Origin of the sequence: Cellulomonas sp. (assembly GCF_015234515.1) — a bacterium.
Classification (GTDB): domain Bacteria; phylum Actinomycetota; class Actinomycetes; order Actinomycetales; family Cellulomonadaceae; genus Cellulomonas.
Genome location: NZ_JADGMY010000023.1, coordinates 409,810 through 432,076, shown reverse-complemented (window position 1 = coordinate 432,076; position 22,267 = coordinate 409,810). Strand labels below are relative to the sequence as shown.

The 22,267-nt window shown below is 76.0% G+C and carries 9 protein-coding genes; 1 reads left to right on the top strand and 8 read right to left on the bottom strand.

Features of this window, described 5'->3' with window-relative positions; all coding sequences use genetic code 11:
* Window positions 1-32: 32 nt before the first annotated feature.
* The 8 genes from IR158_RS10895 to IR158_RS10860 all read right to left on the bottom strand — a co-directional run bounded on the left by IR158_RS10895 (window position 33) and on the right by IR158_RS10860 (window position 21,499).
* A complete protein-coding gene (locus IR158_RS10895; RefSeq protein ID WP_291812861.1) occupies window positions 33-1,568 on the bottom strand; it encodes an amino acid adenylation domain-containing protein in 1,536 nt (511 codons plus the stop codon).
* Window positions 1,565-4,387, bottom strand: coding sequence for a thioester reductase domain-containing protein (locus tag IR158_RS10890; RefSeq protein ID WP_291812859.1), 2,823 nt, complete (start codon window positions 4,385-4,387; stop codon window positions 1,565-1,567). Before IR158_RS10890 ends, IR158_RS10895 begins: the two co-directional genes overlap by 4 nt.
* The gene (locus tag IR158_RS10885) at window positions 4,387-5,115 is read right to left on the bottom strand and encodes an alpha/beta fold hydrolase (RefSeq protein WP_291812857.1); all 729 of its coding nucleotides are present in this window, start codon (window positions 5,113-5,115) and stop codon (window positions 4,387-4,389) included. The genes IR158_RS10890 and IR158_RS10885 overlap by 1 nt, the downstream gene beginning before the upstream one ends.
* Entirely contained in the window at window positions 5,112-6,350 is a 1,239-nt protein-coding gene (locus IR158_RS10880; RefSeq protein ID WP_291812855.1) for an acyl-CoA dehydrogenase family protein, read from the bottom strand. The genes IR158_RS10885 and IR158_RS10880 overlap by 4 nt, the downstream gene beginning before the upstream one ends.
* Window positions 6,347-13,912: a non-ribosomal peptide synthetase/type I polyketide synthase gene (locus IR158_RS10875; RefSeq protein ID WP_291812853.1), complete on the bottom strand. Its 7,566-nt coding sequence runs from the start codon at window positions 13,910-13,912 to the stop codon at window positions 6,347-6,349. Before IR158_RS10875 ends, IR158_RS10880 begins: the two co-directional genes overlap by 4 nt.
* Window positions 13,909-19,407, bottom strand: coding sequence for a non-ribosomal peptide synthetase (locus IR158_RS10870; protein WP_291812851.1), 5,499 nt, complete (start codon window positions 19,405-19,407; stop codon window positions 13,909-13,911). Before IR158_RS10870 ends, IR158_RS10875 begins: the two co-directional genes overlap by 4 nt.
* Window positions 19,408-19,610: 203 nt before the next feature.
* The gene (locus tag IR158_RS10865) at window positions 19,611-20,459 is read right to left on the bottom strand and encodes an ABC transporter permease (RefSeq protein WP_291812849.1); all 849 of its coding nucleotides are present in this window, start codon (window positions 20,457-20,459) and stop codon (window positions 19,611-19,613) included.
* Window positions 20,456-21,499, bottom strand: coding sequence for an ATP-binding cassette domain-containing protein (locus IR158_RS10860; protein WP_291812846.1), 1,044 nt, complete (start codon window positions 21,497-21,499; stop codon window positions 20,456-20,458). Before IR158_RS10860 ends, IR158_RS10865 begins: the two co-directional genes overlap by 4 nt.
* Before the next feature lie 92 nt (window positions 21,500-21,591).
* Between IR158_RS10860 and IR158_RS10855 the strand changes: the two genes are divergently transcribed.
* On the top strand, window positions 21,592-22,266 hold the full coding sequence (locus tag IR158_RS10855) for a TetR/AcrR family transcriptional regulator (protein WP_291812844.1): 675 nt from the start codon (window positions 21,592-21,594) through the stop codon (window positions 22,264-22,266).
* The last annotated feature ends 1 nt before the right edge of the window (window position 22,267 follow it).

Below are 22,267 nucleotides of genomic sequence, written 5' to 3'. Positions count from 1 at the left end.
GTCGTCGCGGCCCCTGCCTCGACGCGACGACTTTATGAGCGGCCGCCCCGGGCGGCATCCACCAATGTGCTGGGAAATGCGTCGCAATTCCCGGGCGAGCCGACGGCGACCTTTCCGTTGGCGGTGACCGGCAGCAGGTCGTGCCGCGTGACACGGTCCGGCACCAGGTGCCGCGGCAGCTGCGCGGCGAGGTGGCGCACCACGTCGGCCGGCTGCAGGTCGGCGCCCGGCACCGGTGCGTAGTCGGCGGCGAGGACGGCGGTGCCGTCGGCCGCCGTGACCACGTGCACGACGCACTGCAGGACCTGCGGGTGCGCGCGCAGCACGGCCTCCGGCTCACCGAGCTCGACGCGGAACCCGCGCACCTGCACCTGGCGGTCCCGCCTCCCCAGCACGTGCAGCTCGCCGTCGGCGTCCCGCAGCCCGCGGTCGCCGCTGCGGTACGCCCGGCCGTGGGGGTGATCGACGAAGCGCTCCCGGTCCAGGGCCGGACGGTCCAGGTACCCGTGGGCGACCGACGCTCCCGTGACGAGGAGCTCGCCCGGGACACCGGCCGGGACGGGTTGCAGCTCCTCGTCCACCACGGTGACGCGCAGGTGGTCGAGCTCCCTGCCCACGGGCGTCGCCCCCGGCAGCACCGCCACCTCGTCCCCCGTCAGGTAGCGGTGGGTGACGTGCACGGTGGTCTCGGTGATGCCGTACATGTTGGAGAGCCGTGCCGCGGGCGCCAGGCCCGTCGCGCGCCAGCGCGCGACCGTCTCCAGGTCGACGGCCTCACCGCCGAGGACCACGTGCCGCAGGTCCGGCAGGGACACGGGTGCGTCGACCAGGGCGCCGACGAGGTGGCCGAAGACCGTCGGCACCAGGCTCAGCACGGTGACCTGCTCGGTCGCGACGAGCATCGCCAGCTCCGCCATGTCGCGCGTCGCCGACCGTGGCACGACGACGAGCTGACCACCGGACAGCAGCGGGCCGAACATCTCCCACACCGAGAAGTCGAAGCTCGTCGAGTGGAAGGACGACCACACATCGTCCGGCCCCGTGTCGATGCGGCGGGCGCACGCGTCGAGCAGCGCCGTGACGTGCGCGTGCCCGACGACGACCCCCTTGGGGACGCCGGTGGAGCCGGAGGTGTGGATCACGTAGCAGACGTCCGGCGGCAGCACGTGCGACTCCCCCGCGCGCGGCACCCCGACCGGGACGGGCCGACCGTCGGCGTCACCCGTCAGGACGACGGCGAGCCGCGCGTCGCGGACGACCTGCGACTCGCGCGCCGCGGGGTACGTCGGGTCGAGCGGCACGTACCCGCACCCGTGCAGGAGGACCCCGAGGACGGCGACGACGAGCTCGGTGCCGCGCGGCAGTCGCACCCCCACGAGCGTGCCGGACGGCACCTGCGCCGCGTCGAGGAGCCCGGCCACGTCCGACGCGCGGCGCACCAGCTCGCCGTACGTGGTGCACACGTCCCCGTCGACGACCGCGACGGCGTCGGGTCGTGCCGCCGCGATCGCCGCGACGCGCGCGTCGATCCGCTCGCCCGAGGGGACCCCGGGCGTCACGGCGGTCACGGGACGACCACCGGGACACGCTCGACGAACCCCACGTCGGCCATGTGCCGCACGTAGCGGGCGACGAGCTCCGCGTCCACGGGCACCCCCGCGGCGTCGGGACCGGCCCACCGCGCGGACTCGGCCGTCGCGTAGGTCGGCTCCTGCCGACCGGCCGCGACATCCAGGAGCCACGGCTCGAGGACGGCCAGCACCATGGGCCACGTCGAGCCGACCTCCTGCGCCGCGAGCTCCCGCAGCCGGCTCGCCCACACGTCGAGCGGCAGCGTCTCGACCGGGACGTCCAGCCCGGCGAGCGCCTCGACGAACACCGGGAAGCAGAAGCGCCGGCGCGCCGCGACTGTGATCCACCGGCCCACGGACCCGGGGTCGGACGCGGCGCGGACCACGGCCGCTGCCGCGACGTCCGCAGGCACGAGGTCGATCTCCCCGGCGGCGTCGGGGACGGCGCGCACCGCCACACAGGCGCGCAGCGTCTGGCTGAGCACGTCGCCGAGCTTCCAGCGACCCGTGTGACGGTCGCCGGCCATGCGCCCCAGGCGGTAGACGGTCACGGGGATCCCGCGGTCGTGCGCGAGGCCGACGACCTGCTCCGCCACCCACTTCGTCTGCTCGTAGCCGTTCTCGAGGTCGGTGGGGTCGGGCGACAGGCGCCCCTCGGCGCGGTGCGCCGGACCGACCGGCCACCGGCCGTGCACCGCCGTCGACGACACGTGGTGCACGCGCGCACCGCCGCGCGCCGCGATGCGCAGGACCTCGACGACCGCGTCGACGTTCACGGGCGCCAGACGCCGGTACGGCGGCAGGAAGTTCACCGACGCGCCCGCGTGCACGACGTCGCCGACGCGGGCGACGACCCGGTCGAGGTCGTCCGGCGCCAGCCCGAGCCCGGGCCGTGCGAGGTTGCCGACCACGAGCTCGACGCGTTCCGCGGAGCCGTCGAGCCCGGCCGCGCGCAGGACCTCCTCGATCCGCTCGGTCGCCCGCCGCGGGTCCCGCACGAGGCAGAGCACGCGAGCCGGCGTGCTGCGCAGCAGCTCGACCAGGAGGGCGGACCCGACGGTGCCGGTCACGCCCGTGAGCAGCACCTCGCCCCGCAGTCCCGCGTCGGGGTGGACCGCGCCGGTGGGGACGACGGCCTCGTCGAGCCGCACGTGCGCCCGCAGGTCCGTCGGTGCCGCCGCCGGCCGCGCGTCCGCCGGCGCGCCCGCACGTCCGCGGTCCACCTCGGCGGCGATCGCGGCGACCGTCGGGCGCTCGAACAGGACACGCAGGGGGACGTCCGCGCCGAGCTCGCGCGCGAGGGCGTTGACCGCGCGCGTGCCCAGCAGCGAGTGCATGCCGAGGTCCACGAGGTCCACGCCCCGGCCGATCGGCCCGGCCACCTCGAGCAGCGCAGCGAGCACCGCGGCGACCTGCTCCTCGGTCCCGGCGCGCGGCGGCAGCGCCGCGTCCGGGTCCTCCGGCGTGGCGCGCGGCGCCGGCACGGGGGTCGTGAGGTCCGGGACTGCACCCGCGGCGACGACCAGCTCACCCACCGACGCCACCCCGGCGGAGATCGCGGCCACGACGCGGGACGTCGCGTCGAGCAGGGCGCGTGCCGATGCCGGGCCGACCCGGCGCACGTCGTGCACCAGGCGCACGGGCAGGCCCACCGGCGGGACGAGCAGGCTCAGCGGCACGTGGGGCCGGCTGTCCATCGCGAGCCCCACGACGCGTGGGCCCCCGTCGCCGAGGTCGACCGCAGGCAGCGGCACGTTCATGTACTCCACCAGCGTCTCGACCAGCTCGCGCCCCGGCGGCGTGCCGGCCGCCTCCTGGACCACGTCGAGCGGGACGTCGAGGAGACCTCGTACCTCCTGCACCGTGCCCTGCACCGCCGTCAGCCAGTCGCCGACCGCGTCGGACGCGTGCACCCGCACGCGCACGGGTGCCGTCGCGAGCAGGCACCCGACGACTCCTTCGACGCCCGACACGTCGGCCGGCCGGTGGGCGAACGTGGTGCCGGCCACGACGTCGTCGCGGCCGCACGCCCGCGCGAGGACGAGCGACCACGCCGCCTGCACGACGCTGTGGCGGCTCACCCGGTGACGACGCGAGGCCGCGTCCAGGGCTCGGGTCCACGGCTCCGGTGCGTCCTCGACGAACCCCTGCGGCAGGCCGTCGACGGGTCCCGCGTCGGACGCCTGCACGGGTGGCGCCGGCTCGAACCGCGCGAGGGACCGCCGCCAGGCTGCCACCGCCTCGGCCGTCGCGGCCCGCGCGGCGCGCTCCACCCACGGGCGCACCGGTGGCGCGGGGGCGAGGACGGGCGCACGTCCCGCCGCGAGGGCGCGGTACGCGGCGGCGAACTCGCCGCACAGCACACCGACGGACCAGCCGTCGACCACGAGGTGCGACATGCGCAGCGCGACGACGTGCTCGTCGGCCGCGACACGGACCAGCGCGACACGCACCAGCGGCGGGCGCTCGAGGTCGAACCCGCGCCGCCGCTCGTCGTCCAGGAGGGCACGTAGGCGCTCCTCGGCGGTCGCGGCACCCGCGGCCCGCCAGTCGTGCTCCTCGCGCGGCAGGCGCGCGGTCCGGGCCACGACCTGCACCGGGACGCGCACGCCGCGCCAGTGGACCCCCGTGCGTAGCGACGGGTGGCGGTCGACGACGAGCTGCCAGGCACGCCAGAACGACCCCGTGTCGAGCGGCCCGACGAGGCGCAGCACCGTCTGCTCGACGTACGCCCCGTCCTGCGGCGCGCGCAGCCCGTGCACGAGCATGCCGCGCGCGAGGGCCGGCAGCTCGTAGATGTCCTCGACGTCGGTCATCACGCGACCTCCTGCTCGATCGGCGCCGGCCGCAGGACCGCGGCGAGCAGCCGGAGCAGCTCGTCGCGCGCGGGGCGGAGGAAGAAGTGGTCACCGGGAAGCACGTGCCGGGCGAACGCGCCGCTCGTCGCGTCGGCCCACGCGTCGAGCGCGGCGACGCTCACGGAGCGGTCCGCGTCACCACCCAGCGCGGTCACGGGGCACGAGATGCCCGGGCCGTCCCGCCACTGGTAGGCGTCGGCGACGGCGAAGTCGGCGCGCAGCACCGGCTCCAGCAGCGCCATGAACGCATCGTCCGTCAGCAGCTCGGTCGCCGTCCCGTTGAGGCGCCCCAGTCGTTCACGCAGGCCACGCGACGTCAGGCTCGCGGTCGTGACGACGGGCCCGGGCCAGCGTGGGCCGCGCATCGCCGCGACCACCAGGTGGTCGACCCGCAGCCCGTGGACGTGCTCGAGCCGCCGGGCGGTCTCGAACGCGAGGACCGAGCCGTAGCTGTAGCCCAGCAGCGCGACCGGCGCGGCGGCGAACGGCCCGACGGCACCGAGCACCTGACCGACGACGTCGCGCACGAGCGGCTCCAGCCGGTCCACCGGCTCCTCCCGCAGCCGCGTCCCACGCCCCGGCAGCTCGAGCGGCACGACCTCGACGCCGGGCGCCAGCACGGGCGCCCAGTCCTCGAAGACCCGGGCCGAGCCTCCCGCGTACGGCAGGCAGAACAACGCCGTCATCGGGCACCTCCGAGGATGACCGAGGCGATCGTCCGCAGCTGCATGTTCGTCGTCCCTTCGTAGATCGTGCCGACCTTGGCGTCGCGGTAGAGACGCTCGACGGGGTGCGCGTCGGTGAACCCCGCGCCGCCGAGCGTCTCGACGGCCTGCGACGCCGCGCGCTCGGCGACCTGCGACGCCAGGAGCTTCGCCGCCGCCGCCGCGCACATCCGCTCCGCCGGGTCCGGGTGGTCGACGAGCGCGATCGCGTCGTGCACCAGCAGACGCACGCCGCGCAGCTCGGCCGCGAGCTGCGCGAGGGGGAACTGCACGCCCTGGTACGTCGCGATCGGGGCGCCGAACTGCCGACGGGTGCGCGCGTACGCGACCGCGGCGTCGAGCGCACCGTGCGCGAGGCCCAGGAGCTGCGCGGCGATCCCGATCTTGCCGACGTCGAGCGCCTCGACCGCCAGCAGGTCACCACCCCCCACTTCGCCGAGCACGTCCTGCTGACGGACGCGCACGTCGTCGAGGACGACGTCGCACGTCGAGCTGGCGCGCAGGCCGAGCGTGCGGGCGGGCTCGCCGACCGTCAGACCGGGCCGGTCCCGCTCGACGAGGAACGCGGTGACCCGACCCGGAGCGGTGCCGCCCTCCTCCTGCCGCACCTGGGCGAACACGATGAACAGCCCGGCCTCCCGGGCGCTCGACGTCCACGCTTTGCGACCCCGCAGCCGGTAGCCGTCGCCGTCGGGCAGCGCGGTCGTCGACATCGCGAACGCGTCGCTGCCCGCGTCCTGCTCCGAGAGTGCGAAGGCACCGACCGTCCCCGTGGCCAGGCGGGGCAGGTGCAGCCGCTGCTGGTCACCGGTCCCGCGTCGCAGCAGCGTGGCGGCCACCAGGGCGTTCTGCACGTCGACGAGCACGCCGACCGCGGGGTCGACGCGGCTGAGCTCCTCGATCGCGATCATCACGTCGAGCAGGTCCCCACCGCGCCCGCCGTACGCGCGGGGCACCTGGATGCCGAGCAGGCCCGTGTCACCGAGCAGGGCCAGCAGCTCCGGGTCGAACCGGGCGGCGGCGTCCATCCCCGCCGACCGCGGTGCGACGTGGGAGCTGGCCAGGTCGCGGACCAGGGACCGCCACTGCTCGCGCTCGGGCGTCAGGACCGCCGCGGACACCAGGGTCGGGGCGCCCGTGCCGCGCGTGGACGACAGGGACCGGACGACGGGCGCTGCCACGACCGGCGCGGTCACCGGGTGCTCCCCTCACCGAGCGCGGCGAGCAGACCCGCCAGCTCGTCGTCGTCGAGCCCGGACACCGGGAAGTCCGCGGCGCGGGCGCCGGCCCCCGCCTCGGCCTCGTCGCAGCGGTGCGCGATCTCGCCCAGCGCCGTCACCAGGCGCGTGGCGAGGTCGTGCGCCTCGTCCTGGCCGTCCGCCGTCACCACGAGGCGCAACCGCCCTGCGGAGAGCCCGGCGGTCACCGCGCGCCGGTGCGTGCGCGCCGCCCCGGGGACGTGCTCCAGCACGACCGGCCCGTCCGGTGCGTCGAGCCGACGGCCGTCGACCAGGTGCAGCACGACACCCTCCTCGGACCCGTCCGCCGCGTCGCGTCGGTGCAGCGCGTCGCGTCGGCGCCGTTTAGCGTCGCGGAGCACGTCGAGGAGGTCCGTCGACGTACCGGCGGGCTCCGGGACGCGCACCGGCTGCCCGAACGCCCCCGCGGTGCGCCGCAGCGCGCGGCCCGTCACGGCCTCGCGGCCGTCGGCGACGAGCACGACCGGTGCCGTGGGCTCGGCGTGCGCCAGGGCCGCGAGGAGCAGGTCGGTCGGCTCGGCGCGGTCCGAGCGCCACGCCGCCTCGACCATCGCCGACGTGGCGATCCGGTCCCACGTCACGGCCGCGACGGCGCCCGGCGGCAGCGCCGGTGGCGGCGCGCCGGCGTCGCACGCCGCCCGCTGCTCCGACGCCCACGCCGCGAAGGAGTCCTCCCCGAGGTGGGCCGGGGGTGCCTCGCCGGCAGCGACCGCCAGGGTCGCGCGCAGCAGGTCGTCGGCGAGCACACGGCACGAGGGGCCGTCCACGACGACCTCGTGCAGCACCCACAGCAGTCGTCGCCCGTCGGGGCCGAGGTCGAGGAGCACCACGCGGGCCACCGGTCCGGTCGCCAGGGCGAGCTCGTCGCACAGCTGCGCGACGACCTCGTCGACGGCCGCGTCCCGACGCCCGGCGTCGAGCACGCCCAGGTCCACGACCGGGACGTCAGCCTCCTCGCCCACCGGGACGACGACCTGACGCGGCGTGCCGTCACCGTCGTCCACCACGCGCGTGCGCAGCGCGTCGTGCGCCTGGGTCACGTGCTGCAGCGCGGAGCGGACGACCTCGGCGCACGCGTCGGCCGGCACCGGGATCTCGACACGGAACACGCCCGCGCCCCCGTGCCCGGCGGACGCGAGGCGGACCTGCCAGGGCGTGAGGGGCGCGTCCTCCTGCGCCAGGACCACGTCCCGCTGCGCGTCGCGCTCCTCGACGAGCGCACCGAGCCCCGCGACGGACGTCGCCTCGAACAGGTCCTGGAGCACCACCGGCATGCCGTCGCGCACGGCGCGGTTGACGACCCGGACGCCGGCGATCGAGTCGCCGCCGAGCTCGAAGAAGCTGGCCCACGGGTCGACCTCCGTCACCCCCAGGACCTCGCACGCGATCGCTGCGAGCCGCTGGGCAGCCGCCGTCAGCGCAGGCCGGGGTGCGGTGGGGGCGGTCTGCCCGGCCCCACCCAGCAGGTCGACCGCACGGTCCCGGTCGACCTTGCCGTTGGCGGACAACGGCACGGCCGGCAGCAGGGCGGTCGTCGTGGGCACCATGTACGGCGGCAGCACGCGCCCCAGGTACGCGACCACGTCCGCCAGGACCTCGTCCGCGGGCGCGTCGGCCGTCGCGTCGGGTGCGAGCACGACGCCCGCCACGAGCCGACGGTGGTGGCGTCCGCCGGTGGCGGCGGCCACGGCCGCGAGCACGGCCGGGTGCCGCACCGCCGCCGCCTCGATCTCGCCCAGCTCGATGCGGTACCCACCGACCTTCACCTGGGTGTCGACCCGGCCGAGGAACTCGAGCACACCGTCGGGGCGGCGACGCACGAGGTCCCCGGTCCGGTACAGCCGCTCACCCGTCGCCGGGTGCACGACGAACGCCGCAGCGGTCCGCTCCGGGTCGTCCCAGTAGCCGTCGGCGAGCCCGGCACCGCCGATGTACAGCTCGCCCGTCACCTGCACCGGGCACTCGGCCAGGTCGTGGTCCAGGACGTGCAGCGTCTGGTTGCGCAGCGGCGTCCCGTACGGGACGGAGTCCCAGGCCGGGTCGGTGGTCCCGATCTCGAACGCCACGGACCAGATGCCGGCCTCCGTCGCGCCACCCAGACTCACCACCCGGCAGCCGGGTGCGACGGCGCGCACCCGGTCCGCGAGGTCCACGGGGACCCAGTCCCCGCTCAGCAGCGCGAGCCGCAGACCTGTCGGCTCGCCGCCCGGCGCCGCGCCCTCGGCGTGCTCGACCAGCATCTGCATGAGCGCCGGCACGGAGTTCCAGACCGTCACGCCGTGCGTGCGGACCAGCTCCAGCCACCGGCCGGGGTCGCGCCGCTCCGCGGGTGCGGGCAGCACGAGCCGACCACCGGCGCCGAGCACTCCGAACACGTCCCAGACCGACAGGTCGAAGCCGAGCGACGACAGCCCCAGGACCGCGTCCTGCGGGCCGACACCGAACCGCTCGTCGACGTCGACGCACGTGTTGAGGGCAGCACGGTGGGACATCACGACACCCTTGGGCGTCCCCGTCGACCCGGACGTGAAGATGACGTACGCCGTGTCCCCCGCGTCGCCCACCCACCGCGGGGCGTCGTCGCGGCGCGGCCCTCCCGCGCCCTGCGGCACCCGGAGGACCTCGACGCCCGCCGGACGCACGCGGTCGTCGCCGGTCGACGCGAGGGCGACCCGACACCGCCCGAGCTCGAGGACCTGGTTCTGGCGGGCCGGCGGGGCGGACGCGTCGACGGGCAGGTAGGCGGCGCCGGCGAGCAGCACCCCCAGGGCCGCCACAACCTGCTCGGTCGACTTGTCGAGCACGATGCCCACGCGCTGCCCGGGACCGACCCCCAGCTCGCGCAGCTGCCACGCGAGACCGCACGCGCGGGAGTAGAGCTCGCCGAACGTCGTCTGCCCGTGCGCGTCGACGACCGCGACGTCGTCGGGCCGGGCGAGCGCCTGCGCGACGACGGCGGAGTGGAGCAGGCCCTCGGGCACCGGACCGGCCGTCGCGTTGCAGCGGGCCGCGAGCTCGCGGTCCGCGGGGGGCAGCAGGTCGGGGTGGTCCGACCACGCGCTCGTGTCGTCGGGTGCACCGAGGCGCGTGACGAGGTCGAGGTAGGCCGCGAACATCGCGTCGACGACGCCCTCGCGGAACAGCCCGTCGACCGCGGGGAAGCCCAGGACGAGACCGGCCTCGACCTGCAGCGCCGCGGCGTCGAGCCACACCTGGGGGGTCTGGATGATCTCGTGCTCGAGCTCCCCGAGCCAGTCGACCATCGACGTGCGGTCCTCGCCCACGGTGTTGACCAGGGTGCTGGTGAACACGACCGGCATGAGCGCGCCGGACGCGTCGCCCCGCACGCGGGCGAGCTCACGGAGCACGTCGACGCCGTTCACCCAGCGGTGCTCCAGGTCCTCCCAGCTGCGCTCCTGCAGCGCGCGCGCCACGTCCAGGACGCTGGGTCCGCCCGTCAGGTCCACCGGCAGCAGCCCGAAGGACGCGAAGCCCCCGGCGATGTCGTCGACCTCCTCGTGCAGCGGGAGGCGGACGTTGCTCGTGACGTTGAGCGTGAACGCCGCGCCGCGGCTCCACCGGCCCAGCACCATCGCGTAGACCGCCAGCAGGACGGTCGACGCGGTCAGCCCGTGCCCCGCCGCCCGTGCGGTCACGCGGTTCCACACCTCGCGCTCGACCCGCGCCGTGCGCGGGGTGAACCGCGGGGCGTCGATGTCCTCGGGCGCCACCGCCAGCGGCAGGTCGGGCGCAGGTGGCAGCTGCGCGACGCGCTCCTTCCAGTACTGCAGGCTGCGCCGGTACCGCGGGGTCTCCTTCGCGCGCGCGGCCGCGAGCTGGTAGTCGCGGAACGACAGGGCCAGCGGCGGCAGCTCGCGCTCCGGGTGCTCGTAGAGCGCGCGCCAGTCGCGCAGCAGGATCCGGACGCTGCCCATGTCCGCCATGACGAGCTCGAAGCTGAGGAAGAGCCGGGTGACGCCCCCCGGCAGGAGCACCGCGCGCACGTCGAACAGCGGCCAGCGGTCCAGGGGCCGCATCTCGTGGGAGATCCCGTCCCGCAGCCGCGCGAGGTGGTCGTCGCGGCGCGTGGGCTCGGCGTCCCGCAGGTCCGTCACGTCGATCACGTACGGTCCGACGTCCGGCAGCACCTGCTGCATGCCGTCCTCGCGGATCACCGCACGCAGCATCGCGTGGCGCTCGACCAGCCGCTGCAGGGCCGCACCGAGCGCCGCCAGGTCGAGGTCCGTCGCGTCGACCTCCCAGTACATGTGCGCGCCGACGTTGCCGAGCGCGAAGCTGCTCAGCCGTCCGAGCCACTGCACCTGCTGGATCTCGCTCAGCGGGAACGGCTCGTGCAGGGCGTCGGGGTCCGGCACGGCGCGCGGCAGGGCGTCGTCGTCGGTGCCGGCCGTGACGCGGGCGTCGGCGTCCGCCCCGGGGGCACGTCCTCCGAGCTCGGTCACGACGGCCGCGAGCGCCTCGACGGTCGCGGCGCCGACGAGCCTGCGCAGCGGCACCTCGACGCCGGTCAGCCGCGCGAGCGACGCGACGACCTTGGTCGCGACGAGCGAGTTGCCACCCATCTCGACGAACGCGTCGTCCCGGCCGATGGGCGCGACCTCCAGCAGGTCCTCCCACACGCCCGCGACGCAGCGCTCCATCGCGGTGCGCGGCGCCTCGTACGCCGTGCCGAGGTCGGGCCGGTCGTCGGGCCGCGCGGGGGCGGGGCGCGGAGCGTCCGGGGTCGCCGCCACGGACTCGGCCGCCGGGTCACCCGCGGGCGGGGCGACGTCAGCGGTCCGGGCGTCGTCCGTCGGGTCGCCCGCCTCCCCGGCTGCGTCGTCGAGCCAGTACCGGCGGCGCCCGAACGACGTGCCCGGCAGTGCCGTGCGACGCGGTGCGCCCGGCGTGGTCGCCGGGGCGAACGCCTCCCACGCCACGTCGGTGCCCGCGGACCACAGCTCGCCCACGGCAGCGAGGAGCGTGCGCAGGTCGTCGTCGGCGCCGGCACCGCCCGCGGGGGCACCCGCCGGCATCGTCGCGACCACGGCAAGCCCGGCCGCGGCCGGCTCGGAGCGGGCGATGCTCGCGAGCGCCGTCCCGGGCCCCACCTCGACGAGCGCGCCGACCTCCGGGAGGGCCAGGGCCCGTCGCAGCGCGGGGCCGAACAGGACGGGCCGGCGCAGGTGGCGCACGTAGTGCTCGGGGTCGGTCGCCTGCGACGCCGTGATGGTCTCCCCCGTCACCGCCGTGACGTACGGCCGGCGCGGCGGGCTGAGCCGGACCGACGCGACGACCTCGCGGAACTCGCCCATGGCCGGCTCGACCGCCGCCGAGTGGAACGCGTGGGAGGTGACGAGCGGACGATGGGCGACGTCCTGGACGTCGAGGGTCGCGGCGAACCGCGCGACCGCCTCGGAAGGGCCCGCCACGACGCAGAGCCGCGGACCGTTGTCGGCCGCCACCTCGACCCCGTCCGGCAGCAGCGCCGACACCCGCGCGGCGTCCGCGGCCACCGACAGCATGGTCCCGCCGGGCAGCGCCTCGAGCAGCCGGCCCCGGGCCGCGACGACGCGGACGGCGTCGGGGAGGTCCATGACCCCGGCGAGGCAGGCTGCGGTCAGCTCGCCGACGCTGTGCCCGACCATGGCGGCGCGTCGCACGCCCCACCGTTCGAGGAGCCGCGCGAGCGCCCACTCGACCGTGAACAGGGCGGGCTGCGCCAGGGCCGTCCTGGCCAGGGCGGCGCTCGCCCGCCCGTCGGCGTCCGGGGGGTCCAGCAGCAGGCCGCGCAGGTCACCCTCGACGCGCGGCCCGAACAGCTCGAGGCACCTCTCGACGTCGGCGGCGAACCCGGCGTCCGCGGCGAACAGGCCCCCGGCCATCCCCGGGCGCTGCGCGCCCTGACCGGGCAGCAGCCACACCGTCGCGCCCCGGCCGGACGGCACCGCACGTGCCGCGCGCCGCGGGGGCGCGGCGAGCGCGGCGGCGGCCTCCGTCGGGGTGGCGGCGACGACCGCGTCGCGCCACCGCCCGTGGGTGCGCCCCTGCTGCAGGGTGAGCGCCGCGGCCGCCAGCGCGGGCTCCGCGGCGACGGCCCGCGCGACGGCCGCGCGCTGCGCCGTCAGGGCCTCCTCCGTACGGGCCGACACCGGCACGAGCAGCGGGCGCGGCGCCTGGGCACCCGTCGGGCGGTCCGGCGCCTGCTCGAGCACCACGTGCACGTTCGTCCCGCCGAACCCGAAGGCGCTGACACCGATCCGGCGCGGCCCCTCGGGCTGCCAGGGCGCCGTCGCACCCGCGACGCGGAACGGCGAGCCCGTCAAGTCGATCTGCGGGTTCGGGTCCGCGTAGTGGAGCGTCGGCACGAGCTCCCCGTGCCGCACCTGCAGGACCGCCTTGATGAGCGACGCGACTCCCGCGGCGCAGTCCAGGTGACCGATGTTGGACTTCACCGAGCCGATCACCACGGACCCCGGCGCGACCGGCGCGTCCTGCGACCACACCTTCGCGAGCGCGGCGACCTCGACCGGGTCGCCCAGCTGCGTGCCGGTGCCGTGCGCCTCGATCGCCCCGAGGTCGCCCGCACGCAGGCCCGCGGCGTCGAGCGCTGCCCGCACGACGGCCGCCTGGCCCGTGACGCTCGGGGCGGTGTACCCGACCTTCGCGGCGCCGTCGTTGTTGGCCGCGCTCCCCCGGATGACGGCGTCGATCCGGTCGCCGTCGGCGAGCGCGTCGGCGAGCCGACGAAGGACGACCAGGCCGGCCCCGCTGCCGGCCACCGTGCCCGCGGCCTGCGCGTCGAACGGCCGGCACCGGCCGTCCGGGGACAGGATCATGCCCTCGGTGTGGAGGTACCCGGTGTCCTGCGGGAAGCGCACGGTCACGCCGCCCGCCAGCGCCATGTCGCACTCGTCGTCGAGCAGCGCCTGGCAGGCCAGGTGCACGGCCAGCAGCGACGTCGAGCACGCGCTCTGCACGCACACGGCGGGCCCGGTCAGGCCGAGCTTGTAGCTGACGCGGCTCGCGAGGTAGTCCTTGTCGTTCGCGACCAGCAGCTCGAGGCCCTCCGGACCGGGCGGCAGACCGCGCCCGCGCAGGAGCACCTCCAGCAGGTACGTCGACATGGAGGTACCGGCGTAGACGCCGATGCGCCCGTCGAAGCGGTCGGGGACGTGCCCGGCGTCCTCGAGCGCGTGCCACGCGACCTCGAGCATCACCCGCTGCTGCGGGTCCATGAGGCTGGCTTCGCGGCGGCTGTACCCGAAGTGCTGGGCGTCGAACAGGTCGGCGTCGTCGAGCCGCCCCCACGCGGGCACGAACCTGGGGTCGTCGAGCGTCGTGCGCGAGACACCCGCACGCACCAGCTCGTCCTCCTGCAACCGGCTGATGCCGTCGACGCCGTCGCGCAGGTTCTGCCAGAAGGTGCCGACGTCGGGGGCGCCGGGGAACCGGCCGGCGAGGCCGACGACCGCGATGTCGGGCTGGGGATCGTTCACGGCTGCTGCTCCAGGTCGTCGTGGTGCGGGGAGGGGACGGGGGTGGGAAGGGGTGCGGGCGCGTCCGGTCGCGTCGCGGCGGTGGTGCGGCGGCGCGCGCGACGTGGCGCGCGGTCGGCGGCGGTGTCCGCCGCCGGGTCCGGCGCGCGGTCCGACGCGGGGTCAACGGCGGCGTCGAGGTGCGCCGCGAGCGTGCGGATCGTGGGGTGCTCGAAGAACGCCGTCAGCGGCACCTCCCGGCCCGTGGCGTTCCGCAGCCGACGGTGCAGGCGGACCAGTCCCACGCTGTCGACGCCGAGCTCGAACAGCTGGGCGTCCGGGTCGACGTGCACGCCGGGCAGCTCGCGGCCCACGAGGTCGCGCAGCATCGCGACCGTCGAGCCGGGGTCGGCCCGGTCGGTGCCGTCGGGGCTCCCCGATCGGCGGTCCGGTGGTGCCGGCTCCGCCACGGCCTGCGCCAGTGCGGTGCGGTCGACCTTGCCGTTCGCGGTGAGCGGGAGGGTCGGTCGCACGACGACAGCCGACGGCACGAGCGCGGCGGCCAGCACCTGCGACGCGTACGCCCGCACGGCTGCGGCCAGGGCCCGGCCCCCGTCGGGCAGGGCGTCCGCGGCGAGGGGGACGACGTGAGCGACGAGGCGCCGCTGCTCACGCGGTCCGACCGCGACGACCGCCGCGGACCCGACCTCGGGGTGCCGGACGAGCGCCGCCTCGACCTCCCCGAGCTCGACACGGTGCCCGCCGACCTTGACCTGCCCGTCCTCGCGACCCAGGAACTCGACGACCGCACCGGGACGCCACCGCCCCAGGTCACCGGTGCGGTAGAGGCGCTCGCCCGTCGTCGGGTGCGTCACGAAGGACGCGGCGGTCCGCTCGGGGTCGCGCCAGTACCCGTCGGCCAGCCCCGCCCCGGCCAGGTGGATCTCGCCCGTCACCCACTCCGGGCACTCCCGCAGGCGGTGGTCCAGGACGTGGATCCGCTGGTTGCGCAGCGCGCGGCCGTACGGGACCGAGTCCCATCCCGGGGCCGGCTCGTCCACGTCGTGCGCGACCGACCACACGGCCCCCTCGGTGGCGCCACCCAGGCTGACGAGACGGGCGGACGGCACCTGGTCCCGGAGCCGGTCGGGGAGGTCGACGGGGATCCAGTCGCCGCTCAGCAGGACCACCCGCAGCGGCAGCGGGACCGCGTCGTCACGGCCCGCGCGGTGCTCGAGCAGCATCTGCATGAGCGCGGGGACCGAGTTCCACAGCGTCACCCCGTGCGCGACCATCAGCCGCTCCCACTGCGCGGGGTCGCGACGGTCCTGCGGCGCGGGGAGCACGAGCGCGCCGCCGGCGCCCAGGACGCCGAAGACGTCCCACACCGACAGGTCGAAGCTCATCGACGACAGCCCCAGCACGCGGTCGGTCCGGCCGACCTGGTAGCGGTCGGCCACGTCGAGGCACGTGTTGTGAGCGGCACCGTGGCGCACGGCCACGCCCTTCGGCTCCCCCGTCGACCCCGAGGTGTAGACGATGTACGCCAGGTCGTCGGGCCGTGCCGGGCCCGGAGCGGCGGCCAGAGCAGCGTCCACGGCAGCGGCGTCCGTGGCCGCGCCGTCGACGTCGACGACGACCGCGGGCACCCCGCAGCGGTGGGCGAGTGCCGGGTCCCCGCCGGGCCCTACGAGCACGGCCGCCACGTCCGCGTGGCGCAGCAGGTGCTCCTGGCGTGCGACGGGCAGCGCCGGGTCGACGGGAACGTAGGCGGCACCGGCCAGCAGCACGGCGACGACGGCGACCACCTGCTCCGGCGACTTCGACGCGAGCACCGCGACCCGGGTCCCGGGTCCGGCCCCCAGGTCCGCCAGCCGTGCCGCGACGCCGCCGGCACCGACGACCAGCGCTCCGCGGGTCAGCGACCGGGTTGCCGTCAGCACCGCGGGCGCGGCGGCGTCCTCCCGGGCCCGCTCGACGAGGGCGGCGTGCAGGACGTCGACGCGCAGCGGCGCGACCGTCGCGTTCGCGGCGCCGACCCGTGCGAGGTGCTCGCCGTCGGTCGAGCGCGCGGGCGCGAGCCAGGCGGCCCCGTCGACCCCGGCGAGACGGTCGACGAGCGCCGCGCAGGCGGCCGCGACGGCCCGTGCGACGCCCGGCGGCAGCGCGTCCTCGACGACGTCCCACGTCAGGTGCAGGGCGCCGTCGCGCTCGAAGACCTGGTGGTCGAGCGCTACCTGGGGCGTCTGGGACACCGCCTGCACCTCGTCACCGAGCCAGGCCGTCGGCAGGTCGTCCCCGTCGCCCCGCCCGAGCGCGCACGTGAAGACCACGCCCGGCGCGGCGGCGCGCGTCCCGTCACGGCGGCGCAGCCGCCGCAGGACCTCGACCCCGGACAGCGCCCCGTGCTCCAGGTCCTGCCGCAGGCGCCGCTGCAGCGCGGCGCCGAGGTCGCCGAACGCGGGCGCGTCCGTCAGGTCCACGTCGAGCAGGTCGACGCCGGTGAGGTCCCCGACGACGTCCCGCACGCCGGGCACGTCCGGCAGGTCCGCCACCGTCACGGTCAGGTGGAACCGTGGCGTCCTGCTCCACGTGCCGACGGCCGCCGCCCACGACGTGAGCAGCACCGAGGCGGGGGTGAGCCCGCGCTCCGCAGCGCGCGCCCGCAGCCGGTCCCACGCCTCGGGGGCGAGCCTGTGCTCGACGCGCGTGAACCGCGGCGGCTGGCCCGCGGGCAGCGGGACCCAGGGCAGGTCCGGGCCCAAGGGCAGCGTGGGGAGACGGTCCTGCCAGTAGCGCTCGGCGGCCGCGCCCTCGGGGCCCGCCGCGCGGTCGACGAGCGCCTGCACCGCGTCCCGGAACGTGGTGCGCGGCGTCGGCAGCTCCGCACCGCGCCCCTCGTAGCACGCCCGCCAGTCACGCAGGAGCACACCGATGCTGCGGGCGTCGGCGACGACGAGGTCGACGCCCAGGTGCACCCGCCGCCGACCTGCCCCGAGGTCGGTGATCTCGAGGTCGAGCAGGGGCCATGCCGTCGGGTCGTGGACGACGTGCGCGAGCCGCTCGCGCACGTCGGCCAGGTGCGCGTCGCGGGTGGCGGCGTCGGCGCCGCTGACGTCGTGGTGGCGCACGGGGAACGCGGGGACGTGGTCCAGGACCCGCTGCCGCGAGTCCGGCGTGACGACCGCGCGGAGCATGGGGTGGCGTGCCACGACCTCGTCGAAGGCGCGCACGAGCCGGACCGGGTCCAGGTCCTGCGTGTCGACCTCGGCGTACCAGTGCGCGCCCACACCACCGAGCTGCAGGCCGGCGCCCCTGCCCACGACGTAGGCCTCCTGGACGTCCGTGAGGACGAACTCCGGCGCGTCCCGCGCGGGGACGGGCACCGGCGTCGGCGCCGCGGACACCACGGGTTCGCCGCACGCCGCGACGACGCGCTGCGCGAGGAGCTCAACGGTCAGGTCGAGCATGTCCGTGCCCCCGAGCGGGGCGCCGTACCCCTGCGCCACCTCGCGCTGCACGGCCAGGCTCCGCAAGGAGTCCACGCCGAGCGCCGGCAGCGTCCGGTGCCGGGCGTCGGTGCCGACCGGGCGTCCGGTGACACCCGCGACGTGGCGCAGCAGGTCGGCCACGACGACGTCGACGCGCAGGGTCACGGGCAGGCCCGCCAGCAGCGCAGCCATGGGCCGGGTCGGTCCGACGGCCGGTCCGACGGCCGGTCCCGGCGCCGGACGCGGGGCGACCCAGCGGCGCTGCTCGGGAAGCGTGCCGTCACGGAAGCGCTGTGCGCACGCGCCGCGCTGCACCTTGCCGCTCGTGGTCCGCGGCAGCCCGGCCGGCCGGACCAGGACGACGGCCGCCGGCTCGACCTCCGTGTCGGCCAGCACGCCTGCGCGGACCGCGTCGCTGATGGCGTCGAGCTCGTCACGGTCGTCGGTCCTCGGAACCTCGGCGACGACGAGCAGCCCCTCCTCGTCGTCGGTCGTCAGCGACGACGCCGCGCACAGGTGGGCGCGCACGGCCGCGTGCGACTGCGCGGCGGCGAGCTCGACGTCCTGCGGGTAGAGGTTCCGGCCCCGCACGATCACGAGGTCCTTGCGACGCCCGCACACCACGACGCCCGGTTCGCCTCCCGGTCCACCCTCGACCAGGAACCCCAGGTCCCCGGTCCGCAGGTAGGGCCCGGCCCCGTCGGACGTCCGCGCACCGAACGTCGCCTCGGTGAGCTCGGGGTGCCCCCAGTAGCCCGCCGCCACGCTCGGCCCGGCGAGCCAGATCTCGCCGACGCGGTCCGACGGCAGCACGCTGTGCGTCTGCGGGTCCACGACCAGCACCTGCTGCGCCGGGTCGAGCGACCGGCCGGAGACGACGAGCGTCCGCGCCACCCCCTCGTCACCGGCCGGGACCACACGCCCGTCGTCGAGCGCGGCGCCGTCGACACGGACCTGCCCGACAGGCGCACCGACGGGGTCGGCGACGACCGCGAGCGTCGACTCCGCCAGGCCGTAACCCCCGCCGACGGCCCCGGCGGCCAGGCCGTGCGCCGCGAACGCCTGTCGGAACCGCGCCAGCGACCGCGCACGCAGCGGCTCCGCGCCGACCGTCAGGCTCCGCCAGCTGGACAGGTCCAGGGCAGCGCGGTCCTCCTCGCGGACCTGCTCGACGCACAGGTCGAGCGCGAACGTCGGGGCGTACGCGTAGGTGCCGCGGTACCGCGTGACCGCCTCGAGCCAGCGCAGCGGACGCGCCGCGAACGTCGCGGGGGCCATGAGCACGGTGTGGCACCCCGACACCAGCGGCTCGACGATCCCCGCGACGAGACCCATGTCGTGGAACGGGGGCAACCAGCCCACGGCGACGTCCGTCGCGTCGGTGCCGAGCCGTCGGCGGAGCACCCGGGTGTTGTGCACGAGCCCGCCGTGCCGGACCATGACGCCGCGCGGGCTGCGGGTGGTCCCGGACGTGTACTGCAGCAGCGCGAGGTCGTCGGCGGTCGTGGGTGCGGGGCGCCACGCGTCGGGGTCGGCGGTGCACCCCCGCACGTCGAGCCAGGTGACCGGTGCGACGGTGCGGCGCGCTCCTCCTCTCTCGACGGCGGTGGTCGCCTCTCCTCCGGTGAGCACGACGCGTGCCGCGGAGTCCTCGAGGAGCGCGTCCAGCGCGCGGCCGCCGTGCGCGAGCACACGGGGGTGGCTGGTCACGGCGACCGTGCCGGCCGCCACGCAGGCGAGGAACGAGACCACGTAGTCGACGCCGGGGGGCTGCACGAGCAGCACCCGGTCACCCGCGGCCGTCTGCTGCTGGAGGTGCGCGGCCGCCGACTGCACCCGCTGCGCCAGCTCGGCTCGCGTCAGCGCCTCGCGCACGCCGCCGTCGCTCGCCAGGAAGGTGAGCGCGCGCGCCGCGGGCTGCTCCGACGCCCTGCGGAGCACCTCGTCGACGACCGTCGCGAACCCTCGGCCCACCGGGGGGCCACCCGCGTCCTGCAGCGTGCGTTCCGTGCTGGCGACTGACATCGGTCGACCTCCGCGTGACGTGCCCTGTGCAACGGGGCACAGCGGATCACGCGGAGTGCGGGCGCCGGAATGACCGGGTGGGGGTGCCGCCCGGGCACCCCCACGGGGCTGGTCGAACGGCTACCCCTGGCGGCCCGACAGGCGCGTCGGGCAGGCAGGGGCGCGCAGCCGCACCCCGCACGCGGGTGGCGCGGGCGCCGCGGTCAGACGCGGCCGGACGACACCCTGCCGCGCAACGCGCGCAGCGCCATCGTGTGCGTCAGGACCGCGACCACACCGATCGCGACGAACGCACGCAGGAGCGTCGGGCCGTCCCAGCCGTCGGTGACCAGCGACCGGAGGGCGGCGAAGACGTACGTCAGCGGGTTGACGTCGGCCACGGCCGACAGCCACCCCGTCATCTGCTCCTGCGGGACGATCGTCGTGGTCAGGAAGACGAACGGGAAGAACATGAGGAACGCCTGCGACGTGATCGTGGGGTTGCCGGTGCGCAGCGCGACCGCGTAGAGCCACCCGACGTAGCCCAACGCCCAGGCCGCGGCGATCCCGACGAAGGCGAGCACGCCGAGGACGCCCGTCGTGAACTCGACCCCGACGGCGAAGCCGAGGACGAGCACTGGCACCGACATCCCGATGACCATCATCAGGTCGGTCAGCATGAGCCCCAGCAGGAGCGCCAACCGGTTGACCGGCGCCATGAGCAGCCGGTCGAAGTACCCGGTCGTGATGTCGTTGACGAGAGCGGTGGCCCGCGTGAGGCCGGTCGTCGCGACGACGATCGCGACCGGCAGCTGGAACGCCCGGAAGTCGTCGACGCCGTTACCTCCGAGCAGGTCCTCGAGGGACCCCACGAACACGGCGAAGAAGAAGACCGGGATGAACAGTGGCCCGAGGAACTCGGCGGGCTGCCGGCGGGCCTGGCGCAGCGAGCGGCCTGCGACGGACATGACGTCGCGGAGGAAACCGGCGCGCCGTGCGACCGCCGGCGGTCGCGGCGTCACCGGACGCAGGGCGTGCGGCGTGGACACGGTCGTGATCGGTGCGGTCGTCATCGCACGGCCTCCGGGATGCGGTCGGTGCCCGGCGTCCTCGCGTCGCCCGACGGGTGGGCGGCGTCGATGTGCCGCCCGGTGATGGAGAGGAACACGTCGTCGAGCGTGGGTCGCCGCATGACGAGGCTGCGCACGGGGATCCTGGCGGCGTCGAGCGCGACTGCCACGGGGCCCAGGGCACGCGCGCCGTCGAGGACGGACGCGGTGAGCTCGTCACCGCGGACCTCGACGCCCTCGACGAGTTCGAGCGCGCCGACCACGTCGGCCGCCACCTGCGCGCCACCCTCGACCTCGGCGACGACGAGGTCGGTACCCAGCCCTCGCTTGAGGTCCTCCGGGGTGCCCTCGGTGACGACGCGCCCGCCGTGGATGATCCCGACACGGTGGGCGAGCGCGTCCGCCTCCTCGAGGTACTGCGTGGTGAGGAACACCGTGACCCCGAGGTCCCTGTTGAGCCGGCTGATCTCCGCCCAGAGCACCTCGCGGCTCTCGGGGTCCAGGCCGGTGGTCGGCTCGTCGAGGAAGATCAGCTCCGGGCTGTGGACGAGCGCCATCGCGACGTCGAGCCGGCGGCGCATGCCGCCGGAGTACCCGCCCGACGGTCGGTCGAGGGCGTCACCGATGCCGATCAGGTCCGAGAGGTCGGCGAGGCGACGATCGATCTGCGCCGGGCGCATCCCGTAGAAGTGACCCTGCAGACGCAGCAGCTCCCGACCGGTCTGCGTGTGGTCCAGAGCGGTCGCCTGCAGAGCCGCCCCGATGCGCAGGCGGACCTCATGCGGGTGTGTGACGACGTCGAACCCGAGGACCACGGCGCGTCCGGACGTGGGTGCGAGCAACGTGCACAGCGTCCGCACCAAGGTCGTCTTGCCTGCCCCGTTGGGGCCGAGGAACCCGTAGATCTCCCCGTCGCGGACCGCGAGGTCGACGCCGGTGAGGATCTCTCGATCCCGTCGCGTCCGACGCAGGTCCTCGACGAGCACGGCGCACGGGCCGTCAGGGGCGACGGGCCGTGCTGACACGGCTGAGGCGATCTCCATAGGTACCCATCTCTCCTTCGCGTAGCCGCTACGCTTCATAGCCTGCCGATACATTCAGGCACAGGTCAAGACATGATGTCTCGGAGTGATGCATGATGCCTCGAAGCGAGGGTGCGGGTACCGCCTGGCAGGCCGCCGTGGACGCGCACAAGGCGCGCTACCGGGACCGCATCGTGGACGCGGCGGTCGAGCTTGCCGCGACCGAAGGGGCGTCGCGCATCACGATGGCGCGCCTGGCGCAGCACGCCGGCATCGGGCGCGCGACGCTGTACAAGTACTTCGCCGACGTCGAGGAAGCCCTGCTGGCCCACGTGCAGCGCGAGCTCGACCGCTGCGGTGACGTGCTCGAGGCCGCCGCCGCGCCGTCGGGCGCCACGGGTCTCGAGCGGCTGCGTGGCTGCGTGGCGGCGCTCGCGGAGTACTTCGGCAGCGGTGGGCACCAGCACGGCTGGGCGAGCCTCGACCGGGCGGAGCTGAGCACCGCCGCCAACCGCGTCGTCACCGAGCGGATGTCGCGGCTGATCGAGCCCGTCGTGGCCGTGTTCGCCGACGGAGTCGACGACGGCAGCATCCGGCCCGGGCTGGCACCGCAGACCTACGGCCCTCTCGTTCTCAAGCTCGTCGTGAGCCTCCACGAGGAGCTCTACCGGGGCTCGATGACCAGCGAGGAGGCCGTCGAGATCGTGTGGCAGCTGGTGTCCACCGGGGTGGCCGCCGCAGCACCGCAGGGAGCGACCCCGGACGTGACGTCCGACGACGCAAGCTGAC

Excerpts from the sequence above, each read along its gene's own strand:
- IR158_RS10890 (WP_291812859.1), bottom strand. The coding sequence starts at position 4,387 with ATGACCGACGTCGAGGACATCTACGAGCTGCCGGCCCTCGCGCGCGGC.
- IR158_RS10885 (WP_291812857.1), bottom strand. The coding sequence starts at position 5,115 with ATGACGGCGTTGTTCTGCCTGCCGTACGCGGGAGGCTCGGCCCGGGTC.
- IR158_RS10870 (WP_291812851.1), bottom strand. The coding sequence starts at position 19,407 with ATGTCAGTCGCCAGCACGGAACGCACGCTGCAGGACGCGGGTGGCCCC.
- IR158_RS10865 (WP_291812849.1), bottom strand. The coding sequence starts at position 20,459 with ATGACGACCGCACCGATCACGACCGTGTCCACGCCGCACGCCCTGCGT.
- IR158_RS10860 (WP_291812846.1), bottom strand. The coding sequence starts at position 21,499 with ATGGAGATCGCCTCAGCCGTGTCAGCACGGCCCGTCGCCCCTGACGGC.
- IR158_RS10855 (WP_291812844.1), top strand. The coding sequence starts at position 21,592 with ATGATGCCTCGAAGCGAGGGTGCGGGTACCGCCTGGCAGGCCGCCGTG.